The organism is Paenibacillus sp. NPDC101420 (genome assembly GCF_050277435.1).
Classification (GTDB): domain Bacteria; phylum Bacillota; class Bacilli; order Paenibacillales; family Paenibacillaceae; genus Paenibacillus_AQ.
Map to the genome: position 1 here is coordinate 459,400 of NZ_JBNNSE010000005.1, position 13,476 is coordinate 472,875.

At 44.9% G+C, this 13,476-nt stretch carries 9 protein-coding genes; 3 read left to right on the forward strand and 6 right to left on the reverse strand.

Annotated features, from left to right (window positions below; all coding sequences use genetic code 11):
- Positions 1-152: 152 nt before the first annotated feature.
- From ACQKMP_RS22495 to ACQKMP_RS22505, 3 genes are all read right to left on the reverse strand, one after another.
- Positions 153-1,163: a ketoacyl-ACP synthase III gene (locus ACQKMP_RS22495; protein ID WP_042191683.1), complete on the reverse strand. Its 1,011-nt coding sequence runs from the start codon at positions 1,161-1,163 to the stop codon at positions 153-155.
- A gap of 132 nt (positions 1,164-1,295) precedes the next feature.
- Positions 1,296-2,009, reverse strand: coding sequence for a DUF3153 domain-containing protein (locus ACQKMP_RS22500; protein ID WP_052404417.1), 714 nt, complete (start codon positions 2,007-2,009; stop codon positions 1,296-1,298).
- Between the two features lie 470 nt (positions 2,010-2,479).
- Positions 2,480-3,877, reverse strand: a complete 1,398-nt coding sequence (locus ACQKMP_RS22505; RefSeq protein WP_042191684.1) for an MATE family efflux transporter — start codon at positions 3,875-3,877, stop codon at positions 2,480-2,482.
- A 160-nt stretch (positions 3,878-4,037) separates the two neighbouring features.
- Between ACQKMP_RS22505 and ACQKMP_RS22510 the strand changes: the two genes are divergently transcribed.
- Positions 4,038-4,919 carry a helix-turn-helix transcriptional regulator gene (locus tag ACQKMP_RS22510; RefSeq protein WP_042191687.1) on the forward strand — a complete coding sequence of 294 codons (882 nt, stop codon included), beginning with the start codon at positions 4,038-4,040 and terminating at the stop codon, positions 4,917-4,919.
- Positions 4,920-4,992: 73 nt separating this feature from the next.
- Here ACQKMP_RS22510 and ACQKMP_RS22515 read toward each other — a convergent pair whose 3' ends face one another.
- From ACQKMP_RS22515 to ACQKMP_RS22525, 3 genes are all read right to left on the reverse strand, one after another.
- Entirely contained in the window at positions 4,993-6,594 is a 1,602-nt protein-coding gene (locus tag ACQKMP_RS22515) for an extracellular solute-binding protein (RefSeq protein ID WP_042191689.1), read from the reverse strand.
- Between the two features lie 75 nt (positions 6,595-6,669).
- Complete coding sequence (locus ACQKMP_RS22520; RefSeq protein WP_042191692.1) at positions 6,670-7,563, reverse strand: carbohydrate ABC transporter permease; 894 nt, start codon at positions 7,561-7,563, stop codon at positions 6,670-6,672.
- An 11-nt stretch (positions 7,564-7,574) separates the two neighbouring features.
- A complete protein-coding gene (locus tag ACQKMP_RS22525) occupies positions 7,575-8,453 on the reverse strand; it encodes an ABC transporter permease (protein WP_143759548.1) in 879 nt (292 codons plus the stop codon).
- A 500-nt stretch (positions 8,454-8,953) separates the two neighbouring features.
- On the opposite strand from ACQKMP_RS22525, the gene ACQKMP_RS22530 reads away from it, so the two are divergent.
- Positions 8,954-11,188 carry an AraC family transcriptional regulator gene (locus ACQKMP_RS22530; protein ID WP_427471146.1) on the forward strand — a complete coding sequence of 745 codons (2,235 nt, stop codon included), beginning with the start codon at positions 8,954-8,956 and terminating at the stop codon, positions 11,186-11,188.
- A gap of 239 nt (positions 11,189-11,427) precedes the next feature.
- Positions 11,428-13,413, forward strand: coding sequence for an exosporium glycoprotein BclB-related protein (locus tag ACQKMP_RS22535; RefSeq protein WP_427471147.1), 1,986 nt, complete (start codon positions 11,428-11,430; stop codon positions 13,411-13,413).
- The last annotated feature ends 63 nt before the right edge of the window (positions 13,414-13,476 follow it).

Consider the following 13,476-nt stretch of genomic DNA (forward strand, 5'->3'; position numbering starts at 1 on the left):
CCGAATATGATCACAATAGTAGCCTAATACATGCATAATATATGCCCAAAAATACTTTTAGTAATGAAACAAAAACGACCGTTCCTCGAAAAAATACCGAGAAACGGTCGTTGCTTTAACAAAGTTTTATTATTTATGTTTACCTGAACAACTCACAATAAAGTTGGCTCCCCTACTTGCTCATCCAAGTTCAGCTCTACCAGTTGACCGGCCTGCGTCAGCCCCGCACCAAAGCCATACATCAGAATCTTGTGCCCGTTCTTTACTTTGCCTTCACGAATGCCCAAATCAAGAGCTAAGGGAATTGTTGCGGCAGAAGTATTGCCAAAATTCACAAGACTATGCAGCACTTGCTCCATCGGATAGTTCATACGCTCGCAAATCGGCTCAATCATTCTCATATTTGCGCTGTGTGGAATAAACCAATCGATTTGCTCCAGACCCACTTCTGCTTTTTCAAGCAGCTGCTGTACACCGAGAGGAACGGTTCTGACCGCCCAACGAAATACCTCGCGTCCGTTCTGTACGAGCATCTGTGTATCTACCAGTTCAATATTATTCACCGTATGGGCTAGACCCGTGCGATACACATGATGCGCGCCGCTGCCATCACTAGCTAGCTGAAAGCCTAGAAATCCCGTCGATTGCTTATCACTCTCCACAAGCACTGCACCAGCCCCATCACCAAAAAGGATACATGTACTGCGATCAGTATAATCTGTAATCTTGGAGATCGTATCCGCACCAATCACTAGAACCTTACGGTGCATCCCTGAAGCAACATAGCTATGAGCTGTATGAAGTGCATATACAAAACCCGCACAGGCTGCGCTCAAATCTATAGCTCCTGCAGTCTGCGGAATATTTAAGCGGTCTTGAATCAAAGAAGCTACTGAGGGAAAGGAAAAATCAGGTGTACTAGTAGCTACAAGGACCATATCCACATCCTCAACGTTTTTTCCATAACGTTTCATTAGATCCTGTACTGCCGATACACATAAATCGCTTGTGTATTCATCCTGCCGACTAATTCTGCGTTCACGAATTCCAGTCCGCCCCACAATCCACTCATTATCAGTATCCACCATCTGCTCAAGATCGGCATTCGTCAGTCTTTTTTCCGGGACATAAGTTCCGATAGCTGTAATTTTTGCACCTGTCATTCCAATCACCTCTTCATTTAGTATCTGATATTAGTACTTGGTACTAATTATAACTCTACACCTGCTATAAAGTAAAGAAAGCCGGTAAAGCAGCATGGCTTCCCGGCACTATCAATACATATCTCGAACCATTTAAGCACGATTTACTTTACGGTGTTTTCTTTTTCTGACGAAAAATAGAATCGCAGCAATGATCACCACCACTAGGATGATTAACACGATCACTATGTTCCATACATTTGGCACATAAAGCTGCATTTTGATCGGCTCCGTATCCCCCAGCGTAACATTCCAGGTAAGTGTTCTGCCTTCATCAACAGCTGCATTATTATCACCAATTAGATCTATTGGCAACGTTAGTTTAAAATCAAATGCAAAGTTTTTCAACACCGCCCGAATAATCGGCTTTGATAAACTCAATGTCCCCATGTTATCCATAATAGTATCCACATAGCTATTAAATTGAGGCTGTGCCTCAACATCATACGTGGTATATAACAAATTCTTTTTAGTAACGAGCTGTAGATCCACAATATCCAGCCCCATAGAGGTTGAACCTATATCCTCAAATGAAGCGTAATTTTTCTGGATTTCATAGACTGTAGACTTACCTTCTTGTCGTTTTTCTAGCTGAATCCCTTCCTCCTTCAATTTATCTGTCAGACTCTTCTCCATTTTATCGCTGATCAATGCTTCTGTTCGGGAATCCAATTTCACATTCATTGCTAAATCTACGCTTTGATTCTTATTCACCGTGACGTGAACGGTACCATTAGAACATCCCGATATTAGTATCATCATTAAGAGCAGTGTTAGGATCGTCAAGCCTCTCCATTTTAACGGCATTTTCCTCAAACCCTTCAGTAGTATGTATTCATAAAACAGGTACCCATGCTCTAAAGGCTAACTCATTTATATCATAGAATCAAATTCTATATGAATGAATAATCAAATTTCAGAACCATCAAACTTAATTTTATACTCGCACAAAAAAGAGGCTAACCCTTAAGTAATTATTTACTCATGGGTAGCCTCTCTCCGAAAACATCCCCAAACACCCACAGCTCGGTGGGCGATTGCGCAGCAGATGGGGATTAGTGCTTGGCGCACTTAGGGTGCTCAGTGGTGCTTGGAATGCTTGATGTTTGTTGTCGCTCGATGTTACTTGCAGTTCTCAAACTTTCTATTGGACTCCAGAGTCGCTATTTTCGAAAAAACGGCTCTTTTGGGCAACTATCGGACCCCAGAGACACTATTGGTGCAAAAAGACATCATTACACTCCATTGCCCACCATGGTCGGCTTATAGAGTCCCGCTCATATAGTTAACGAAGTACTTCTTTTCCCGGCTCCATGTAGTGAGGCATTCCCTTCACTCAAACCGATATCCGCCTGACGGATAACTTTCCTCCCTCTCCAGCGCATTAGAACAAGCATCCCCCGCACAAATTCATCAGCAATCATACAGCAGTAGATCCCTGTGAGCCCCCAGCCTAAGCTGATTCCAAACCAGTAAGAACATCCCACGCCAATAATGGACATAGACACGATGGAAGTATACATCGTATAACGGGTATCGCCGATGGCGTTCAGCGCATTACCCATGCCCATATTCAGCATTTTGCAAGGTTGCAGTAGGAGATTTAGGGCCAGTAGGGAAATCCCAATCGCAATAATCCGCGGGTCGGAAGTAAAATAACCTAGCAGATTCCTGCCGAAAAGAAATAGCAGTAACATGTTCGCTGATACAATAGCCAAGCCGATATACAGCGTGCGATATGCACTACGATAAGCCTCTTTCAGCTTCCCTGCCCCGAACAAATGCGCGATCTGTATCTGTCCAGCCAGCGCGATTGCATACCCTAACGTGAAGCAAAAGGACTCTAAGGTATTGAGATAAGTCCGTGCGGCTAACGCTTCTGCGCCCAGTGCGGCTAGAAAGGAATAGACAATCAACTGAGAGAACACCCAGCAGGAAGAATTAATCCCTAGAGGCCAAGCAATCCTTATAATTTCCTTGAATAGCTTGCCGTTGAATATACGGAAATCCCTAAGTCTAATCTTAATCTCGAAGGAACCTCTAAACATGGTATACAGCATGATCACACCGACCAGTCTACTGATAATACTTGAGATTGCGATTCCCGCAAGCCCTAGCTGTGGCAGACCGAACATCCCGAATATAAAGGTATAGTTCAGAATAATGTGAATGACATTTATGATGACCCCTGTGTACATTGGTCCTCTGGTGTTCCCTGTATTACGAATCGCTGTTCCAAGGGAAGCAATCATCCCCACCAAAAACAGACCGCCACCGACATACGAGATATAGATATTGGACAGTGATAATAGCTCAGGCGATATATTTAGAATCCCCGCTATTGGACCCGCATAGAAGAACAGGATGATACTCACGACAATACCAAGAATGAGACTAACCGATACGCCCATAATTGCAATCGTACGCGCTTCGCTGAAACGTTTTGAACCCATTCTTTGCGCGATCAGGATCCCCGCTCCGCCCGCAAAGGTGGTAAAAAGTGTGGTCAACGCACCAAACAATTGATTGGAAATGCCGACTACGGCGACTGCATCGTCTGAAATACGGCTGACCATGAGCGTATCCACCGTACCTAGCAGGGTCTGTAGAAACACCTCTATAAATATAGGCCAAGCCAATACCCATAGTCCAAAGCCCTGTCTTTCTTTTTTCACTAAATAAACCTCCCCTTAAACCAAACATGCATACTGGACCTAAGAAACAGCATATTTTTTCTTTAGGTCAGACTAAATTATAGATGATATACTTTTGGTGATGGTACAGATTTCAAACCAATAATTTCATTATTTCAACCTCATAAAAGGAGATCTCTCCATGAACATTATTAATTTTACCGTCCCGCCAATGCCCTATTATATCGTAAGTGGATTGCATACCTTCTCACCAGGGCATTACCACATGAGCCGCCACAATATCAAGGTATTTGATTTGCTTGTAGTCAAGCAGGGCTGCCTATATATGAATGAAGGAGGTCTCACCTTTCAGGTACGTGCAGGTCAGGCACTGCTTCTTCGTCCAGATAGCCATCATTTCAGTACGGACAGCTGCAAGGAACACACCTCTTATTATTGGCTGCATTTTCAGACAGTGGGCGATTGGAATATCTCCGAGGCTATGGCTACAGCACCAGAGACAGAACACAACAGAGTGGAGCATCCTCTTCATTCAGACGAATTTAATATACGCACTTTTACCTTACAGCTGCCCCAATATACCTCTCTGCTGCAACCGTCCAAGATGGAGGAACTGCTCTCGCAGCTGAATCAACTAGCGCCTAATTCCCATTTGAGCGATACTCCATTTCAGCAGCAGCTGCTATTCCAAGAGGTTCTCCAGCAATTATCTGCCTCTCTGCGCCATGAGCGTCCCTCTCCCTCCAAAATATGTGCAGAGCAAGCTGCCTCCTATTTGCGCAGTCATTTCCGTGAGCGCATCACAGCACAGCAGCTAGGGGAGAACCTGAACTTTCATCCTGTATATATCGCTCGTTGCATGAAAAAGGAATACGGCTGTGCACCTATGGATTATCTGCTGCACTACCGAATTCAGCAGAGTAAGCTATTGCTGATGCAGACCAGTTACACGATTGCCCGGATCGCCGAGGAGGTCGGCTTCAATCAAGCGCCTTACTTCAGCTCCAGCTTCGTCCGCATTGAGGGAACCACTCCGCGGGAATTCCGCCAGCGCTTCTCGTAGTCTCCTAGAATACAAAAAAAAAGGGATATTCCCCCGCCTTTATGGCTTAAGGAACATCCCTTGCTCTTCTTTATTACAAACCCTTCTCCTGTACGTAAGCATTCCATTGCTTGATATATTCCGCCTGAATTTTCTCAAGGCCGGCTTGTTTAGCCTTCTCCATGAAGGTAGCTAGACCCGCATCAACATCCTCTACCAATCCGGCTTGCAGCGGATACAGGTATTGCTTTTCTACCTGTTCCAGCGCCGCTTTTTCAGCCTGATAAGAGGTGTAATCTTCAGCAAATCCTGTGAAGATATCCGGCTTCTGAATCTTATCAAGCTCAGCGAAAATCTCTTTGACGCCATCATAGGATTTGTCGAATAACATAAATTCCGGGTTCCGCCATGCCCAGCCGTTCATCCCTTCACGAGTGAAGCCGTTCGTAGAAGCATCTCCAATAAGCTCATAATAGCCGTTTGCATCAACCTTATAATTTTTTCCCTCAACACCGTATTGTGTCAGCTGGTTATAACGTTTATCCAAAACCATCTTCTCATAAAAGGCTAATGCACGTTCCGGGTTCTTGCTGCCCTTCGGAATAGCAAATCCATTATGAATAGGATGCACCGGTGTTGCGTAACCGATCGTTTGACCATAAGGATAGTAACCCAACTCCCAATCTGGATGAGCTGCTTTAACTTTCATCAGCGTATCGTTGAAGCGAGTCGGGTTATCACCGAAGATGGATGCCGCTTTACCCGCAATAACCGGAGCCTGAAGAGTGTCCTTCACGTTCAATACATTTTTGGAGATTAGGCCTTTTTCCTGCCAACGTCTCATGGTCAGCAGTTCTTCTTTATGTTCCTCCGAGCCCCAGTAAAGATAAGCCTTCGAAGGATCGCTGTACTTGATTCCGATACCATAAGGCAGCGGACTTCCGACCATCGCGGTAAGTGTAGTGTAGACATCATGCAGATTGCCCCTCACATCACTGTTAAAGGATGCCGGCGACATCTTCGGTTCATTCTTCTTGATCCCTTCCATATAAGCCTCATAGCTGGCCAGATCTGTTGGCTCAGGCAGATTGTATTTCTTACGCAGATCCTCACGCCATACGAAACCGTTAGTTACATATTCCTTATAGGTCGCGGGTACAGTGTAAATCTTGCCATCAATCTTAACTGCATCCCACATATCCTGCGGTACAAATTGCTGGAGCGCTGGAGCAGCCGTCGGCAGCAAATCATCTATAGCCAAAAAAGCTCCTTTTTTAGCATAAGCTTGATACTGTGTCCAATCCGCAGTAAAAATCAAATCAATCGATTGTCCAGAAGATAGTAGCAATTTGTACTTCTGATCCCAGTCTGTCCAAGTTGTATAGTTGAATTTAACGGTTGCATTCAGATCTTCTTCAGCCATCTTGTTAATTTGCGATTCAATACTTGAAAGATCTTTCGGAGCATCGCCCAGCATATAAAACTGCAGCTCGACCTTCTTCGATGTATCCAGCCCCGACTTCTCCTCAGTCTCAGCATTGGTACTCTGAGCCGTATTCCCGCCGCTATTACTCTCTTTTACCGCTGCATTTTCCCCGTTCGTGGAACTAGAATTCCCCCCACAGCCTGCCAGTAGAGCCAAGCTCAGTACTGACGTGAGCAGAATAGACATGCTTTTGCCCCGTAGCTTATTCATCTGAATCCTCCCTTTTCACTATGCTTCTATGTTAGCCGACTTTACCTAAACCCGGGTAGGGGTAAGGTTACGGTTCTAACCTTTTACAGCTCCGATGGTCAACCCTTTGACGAAGTAACGCTGAACGAATGGATACAGAAATAGAATTGGTCCAGTCACAACAATCGCCATGGCCATTTTGGTAGACTCAGCAGGGACTTCTGTAGCCAGAGACACCCCAGTTCCAGCGCCCATCTGTGCAATGAACTGCGCTGAATTGATAACATTGTACAGATAGAACTGCAGTTGATATTTATGGGTATCATTAATGAACAGTGAAGATGTGAACCAGTCATTCCAGTAATACAATGCAAGGAACAATCCGACTGTAGCAATCCCTGGCATGGAGAGCTTGAGGACGATCTGCCAGTAGATTCTGAAATCACCGGCCCCATCGATTTTCCCAGAATCAAATAGCTCCTCAGGGACTGCTGATTTAACGAAATTCTTCATTAAAATAATTAAGAACGGTGTCATCAGGCCTGGTAGCACCAATACAGCATAGGAATCCAGCAGACCGAGGTATTTAGTAATCATGATGTACCAAGGAACAAGTCCTCCACCAAACAAGGTCGTAAAGTATATATAGAAGGAAAAGGTATTGCGGTATTTGAAATCCTTGCGGGCCAGCACATAACCAGCCATCGTCATGAAGAAGAGTCCTAATGTCGTTCCCACTACAGTGGTGACGATGGTGACCGTGTAAGCACGCAGTACTTCATCCGGGAAAATGAACACCGTCTTGTAGCCTTCAAGAGAGAACTGCCCCGGAATCAGATGATAGCCATCCCGGATAATAGATTCATTGCTGGTTAATGATGCGGATATAATTAGCAGAAAGGGCAGCAGGCAAGCAACCGACAGTCCAATGATGACCACATAGGCGATTGCATGAAGCATCCGTGTATATTTATCCTTTTGAATTTTCATTTCTTGTCCTCCTAGAACAGGGCGTAGTCATCATTTATTTTGCGAATAATATAGTTAACCGTCATGATGAGGACAAAACCGAACAAGGACTGATAGACCCCGGCAGCAGTAGCCATGCCCACATCAAACGTTACTTTAAGCGAGCGATAGACGTAGGTATCGAGAATATCCGTCGTATTATAGAGAAGCCCGTTGTTTCCTATTAATTGATAGAACAGATCAAACTGCCCTTTCATAATACTTCCGAGCGCAAAGAGCAGCAGCACCACAAAGGTTGATTTCAGCATTGGCACTGTAATATACCAAATCCGCTGAAAAATATTAGCGCCATCGATCTTAGCCGCTTCATAATATTCATCACTGATCCCTGTAATCGCTGCTAGATAGATAACCATGCTATAACCGAGATTCTTCCATAGATAGAAGATAATAATTAGAAAAATCCAAGCCCAGGGTTTGCTGTAAACGTCCACCGGATCAAGCCCAAATTGTGTAAGCATTGTATTTAAGAAACCGCTGTCATAATTGAACAGGTTGTAGACAATAACACTTAGAATGACGAAGGATACGAAATATGGTAGAAACATTATCGATTGGCTAATCTTTTTAAACCATTTCCCATTCAGTTCACTTAAGAGAATCGCACAAGCAATCGCCAGCACATTCCCAAGTACAATAAAAGCGATGTTGTAACCTATCGTGTTCATCGTCAGCTTCACCAGTGTGCCGGATCTCCAGAGAAACTCGAAATTCTGCAAGCCGACGAACTTGGAATTAAACATACTGCTGTTGAAGTCAAATTGAGTGAACGCATAATAGATACCTACCATTGGAAAATAAGAATTCACTAAGAAAAAGATCAAGGTGGGCAGCAGCATCAGAAACATCATCCGATTGTGTATCAGTTCATAAATAAATCCCTTCTTCTTTCTTGTCGTCCGTAAGCGTGCTCTTCCATCGGCCTGGATGCCAAGTTCGACGGTTGAGATTCCTTTGGATGAGGTTTGGCTCAAGGTCTCTCACTCCCTTTAATGTAGAAACTGCATAATTCCACTATAGGGTGGTTCTTTTGAACACAGAAGTGAAGCTTCATAGCTTTCCTGCACAAACTGGAGAAATCGCTGTTGAACAATAAGGATGTTTATGAAGAAACGATGAATAGTGTTAATGCCAGTGTACATAGGGGAATGCACTCGAATATCCCGAAAATAATGATGATAAGTGCACAAATATTTATTTTCTTCACAGCTATATATTGGTAAAATACAACATTCTAGTGTTACTCCACTGTTCTGTTCACTCTAGGGCAATTATAATAAGAGGACTTCATATCTAGAGTTCATCCAGAGCCTTATCCAATAAGCCGCATATATTTTGGGGGAGGGCTATTATGAAGAATAATGATATACGGAGAAAAAGACTGCTGTATGGCAAGCTGCTAACAACGATTACACTATGTATTTCGTTAACTCTTCTGGTCTCTACAATCGTGTACTATACATACTACATCGGCGTCGAAAAGACTCAGACCTTCCGTTCCGATCTAAAAGATCTAACTCAGACTGGCAAAAAAGTAGTCAACATGGCTGAAGTAGCTCAAACGCTTTCATTTCAGCTATACAGGACCTCCACTATTTCCCATCTGTTGTTCTACAACAAACCTTCCATTTACGAGGTTACGGCTGCAATGTCGGATCTCGGAAACTATCTGAACTCCATGCCATACATTGAATCCATCTATGTTTATAATCCGAATAATGACACTATATATATCTCAGCGGCGCAAGGGCAGAATGGTGTGTACTCCACAGGAGAGTTAGAGGACACTGAAATCATACAGATGTTGAATCATTATCAGGATTACAAAACATTCACTCCGATCCCACGCACCTATTCCATCGGCGAACCCAAATCAGAAGCTATCGCTGTCTATACTTATCTCTGCTATGATGCGATCAACTGGGACCGCGCCATCAATTCTGCAGTTATTGTTAATATATCAGCAGCTTGGATAAACAAGGAGTTGGCTAACAGCAATACGGCCGGTAGTGGTAACACTTATCTTCTTGATGACCAAGATCGGTTTCTATCGGGGAACAAGCTGACATTGGAGAAGCTCTCAGGGGATGAAAGCAGCTGGGTAGAGCATAAAGTTAAAGACCGCTCCGCAGGTTATTTCACAGCTCCTTTTAAAGGCCAGAAATCATTAGTGTCCTATACTTCACCAGATTCTCTTGGTTGGCAGTATGTTCGCATTACTCCATATAATGTGATCACAGAACAGACCAACCAAATCCGTAATACAACACTACTGATTTCTTTGATTATTTTAATATTCGGACTTATCATTTCTAGAATGCTATCCAAACGCCTCTACCTTCCTATTGATTCCATTGTAAGCCGAATGAATAGCCTTGAAGCTGACAAGCGCAACAGTATGTTTACGATTAGACAGAATTCTTTACGTAATCTTGTTCTCGGTATTAAATCACCCCACAGCAGCCGGCCAACTGATTTGGAGCAGCTGAGTATTGCCTTCGGCTTAAACGAGAGCTATCGGCTAGTATTGCTGCGTATTGATGAATACAATACCCTGCGACAAGAGCGAGGTGCTTATCTACTTGCATACAAGTTCGCGATCATGAATATTGCTTCGGAAATTTGCGGTCAGACTTATCAAGTGGAAAGCGTAGATATGAACGACGATAGTGTTGTTATGCTGCTTAGCAGTATGACGTCCACTGAACATCTCGATTCGGAATTGATCGAAGTGCTGCTACGACAAATCCGTGTGGCTTGTTGCGATTATCTGAAAATAGGATTATCGCTAGTGTACAGTCCCGTTAGTGATAATCCAGATCGATTGAACCACCTATATAGCCAGGCCAAAGAAGCTTCTAAACATAGACTTTTTTATGGGCATGGCTGCCTAATCAACGCAGAGAAGATTAACGAATTGCAGAATAACCTATACTCTTACCCTGCGGATAACGAGAAAAAGCTGGTCGATGCCCTCACCAGTGGTAGAACAGACGAAGCCCATAGTCATTTCTCTGACATCGTGCGCGAATTGGACCAATACCCCTACTATATACTAGAACTAACGCTATCCAGGGTGACGCTAACAATTAAGAGAATCATCGATAATATCAAAAAGCTCAGCTCTACATCTATGGAAGATATCCTCAAGATACCTTCACTTGAGAATTACGAGACGATGAAGGAGCTTGAAGAAGCTTTTTACCAACTCTTCGATGATATTCAGGAATTACAGGTCGATAAACGTAGCTCTAAGCAAAGTGATCTGATCCGTCAAATTAACCAAAAAATCAATCAATCTTATATGGACCCCAGCCTGAGCCTGAACCAGATTGCTGATGAGCTTAACCTGTCACCTATATATGTCAGCCGTCTTTATAAGCAGCAAACAATGACAGCTATTGTGGATGTCATCATGGATGTACGAATGCAGGAAGTATGTCGCCTCTTGAAAGAGAGCGATCTGTCCGTATCGGATATTGCTGAAATGACCGGTTTCACGAGCAGTTCTTATCTCCATCGGATGTTCAAACGCAACTTCAGCATCACGCCGATGGAATACAGGCGTTCTAATACTCGTTCATAAAACTGAAGGCTGAGTGAGAATGCGAACGGAGTACAGATCAATAACACTACTAAACTACTCTATCAAAAAAAGGCAGGCTACTGTATTAGCGGTGGCTTGCCTTTTTAATGTAGGTTCATGTGTATCGACTTCCAGAGCGATTACTGTAACAACTTCAGCTTCTCTGAATATGCTGATTGGGCAGGTTCCCAATTTTTAAAGGTATGAAAAGGAGAAGCTCAAGGAGGAGATACAGAAGGATGTCAGATCATTATCATAGACCATTCAAAGGTGACGCTATCCTAAACAAACAAGGAAGAATAAGCAGTCCTGTCAGAAAAAGAGAGTGTGCTGCACTATTAAAAATAGTCACAGAGCTTGCTACAGTGGTACCTCCCGCACTTACGAATCCCACTACACTTCATATTTCCAATCTTCAAAGAGTGTTAAGAGAGCTCATGGAATTCTTGCATGAGGCTAGGATATGCAGCCCTTTTAGAACGGAGCTTCTTTCTGTAGTAGAAATAACTATTGTATCTACTGAGGTCAGTCCCTTCTCCGTCGTGAGCGTGGGTACTAATCTTCAACAGCTGTTAGCCGAGTTATTATCTTTTATCCTCGCCACGAAGATTGACTCTCATTGCAAAGATCAGTTGGTAATTCAAATCAGACATATTCAAGCTTCTATTTCACAAGCGCTCGGCTTACCTATTAAGGGTGCGACGGGGCCACAAGGTCCTCAGGGACCCCAAGGAACTCAAGGAACTCAAGGGCCTCAAGGACCTCAAGGAGCCACTGGTGCAGGGCTGCAAGGTATTGTAGTCTTTAATCCGGCACAAAGCCCATTGTATCCAGCGGGTCAAGTAGTAACCTTTAATGGCAGCACTTATATAGCTACTGTTGCCGGACCCAAAGGAACACCAGGTAGTTCGTCAGATTATTTACTAATTGCTGGTGGAGCGACAGGCGCGACTGGAGCGCAAGGACCTCAAGGGGCGCAGGGTCCTCAAGGTCTTCAAGGACTTCAAGGACTTCAAGGACTTCAAGGACTCCAAGGACTCCAAGGTCCTCAGGGTCCTCAAGGCGCGCAAGGAATACAGGGACCGACAGGACCTGGAGCAGGGGCAACTGGTCCGACAGGGGCTACAGGCATCGCCGGGCTTGCTGGTCCGACAGGGGCTACAGGCATCGCCGGGCTTGCTGGTCCGACAGGGGCTACAGGCACCGCCGGGCTTGCGGGGCCGACTGGTGCGACGGGTACTGCCGGGCTGGCTGGCGCAACGGGCGCTACAGGTACAGCTGGAATTGCTGGACCGACAGGCGCTACTGGTACTGCGGGGCTGGCTGGCGCAACGGGCGCTACAGGTACTGCCGGACTTGCTGGACCGACAGGCGCTACAGGTACAGCTGGAATTGCTGGACCGACAGGCGCTACAGGTACTGCCGGGCTTGCTGGTCCGACAGGGGCTACAGGCACCGCCGGGCTTGCGGGGCCGACTGGTGCGACGGGTACTGCCGGGCTTGCTGGTCCGACAGGGGCTACAGGTACTGCCGGGCTTGCTGGACCGACGGGCGCTACAGGTACTGCCGGACTTGCTGGACCGACAGGCGCTACAGGTACTGCCGGACTTGCTGGACCGACGGGGGCTACGGGTACTGCCGGGCTTGCTGGTCCGACTGGTGCGACGGGGGTTACCGGAGTTACAGGAGTTACTGGGGCAACCGGTGATGGCGCAATCATTCCACTGGCATCTGGTGGACCAATTATTATGACCACGGTTTTAGGTGGTTTGGTGGGAACAACAAGCCTTATAGGCTTCGGAAGTTCAGCCACAGGCATTTCTCTTGTTGGTGGAAATATAGATTTGACAGGTACTGTTCTTGGACCTCTTATCAACTTTGCAATGTCCGTTCCTCGTTCAGGAGTGATAACATCTATTGCTGCATACTTCAGTAATACCATTGCTTTATCGCTTCTTGGTACTACGATAAATGTAACAGCGCAATTGTACCAATCGGCCACACCAAATAACACATTTACTCCTATTCCAGGTGCAATAGTACCACTTCCATCTATCACTGGTACTATTAATTTAGGAACTTTTGTCAGCGGAATTACGAATGGTATCAATTTTGCTGTAACACCGCAGACACGTCTTCTTATGGTATTCTCAGCCACTGCTACAGGTCTTACCCTTGTAAATACAGTCACTGGTTATGCAAGTGCAGGCTTTACTATTGTATAATCACTAACACAAACAAAAGCATCTGCCCTCCCCACTAAAGGAGTAACAGATGCTTTTGTTATA

What these genes read in the sequence shown, in the direction of transcription:
- ACQKMP_RS22495 (WP_042191683.1), bottom strand. Translation starts at nt 1,163, where the DNA reads ATGACAGGTGCAAAAATTACAGCTATCGGAACTTATGTCCCGGAAAAA.
- ACQKMP_RS22525 (WP_143759548.1), bottom strand. Translation starts at nt 8,453, where the DNA reads ATGATGTTTCTGATGCTGCTGCCCACCTTGATCTTTTTCTTAGTGAAT.
- ACQKMP_RS22515 (WP_042191689.1), bottom strand. Translation starts at nt 6,594, where the DNA reads ATGAATAAGCTACGGGGCAAAAGCATGTCTATTCTGCTCACGTCAGTA.
- ACQKMP_RS22530 (WP_427471146.1), top strand. Translation starts at nt 8,954, where the DNA reads ATGAAGAATAATGATATACGGAGAAAAAGACTGCTGTATGGCAAGCTG.
- ACQKMP_RS22520 (WP_042191692.1), bottom strand. Translation starts at nt 7,563, where the DNA reads ATGAAAATTCAAAAGGATAAATATACACGGATGCTTCATGCAATCGCC.
- ACQKMP_RS22535 (WP_427471147.1), top strand. Translation starts at nt 11,428, where the DNA reads ATGTCAGATCATTATCATAGACCATTCAAAGGTGACGCTATCCTAAAC.
- ACQKMP_RS22500 (WP_052404417.1), bottom strand. Translation starts at nt 2,009, where the DNA reads ATGCCGTTAAAATGGAGAGGCTTGACGATCCTAACACTGCTCTTAATG.
- ACQKMP_RS22510 (WP_042191687.1), top strand. Translation starts at nt 4,038, where the DNA reads ATGAACATTATTAATTTTACCGTCCCGCCAATGCCCTATTATATCGTA.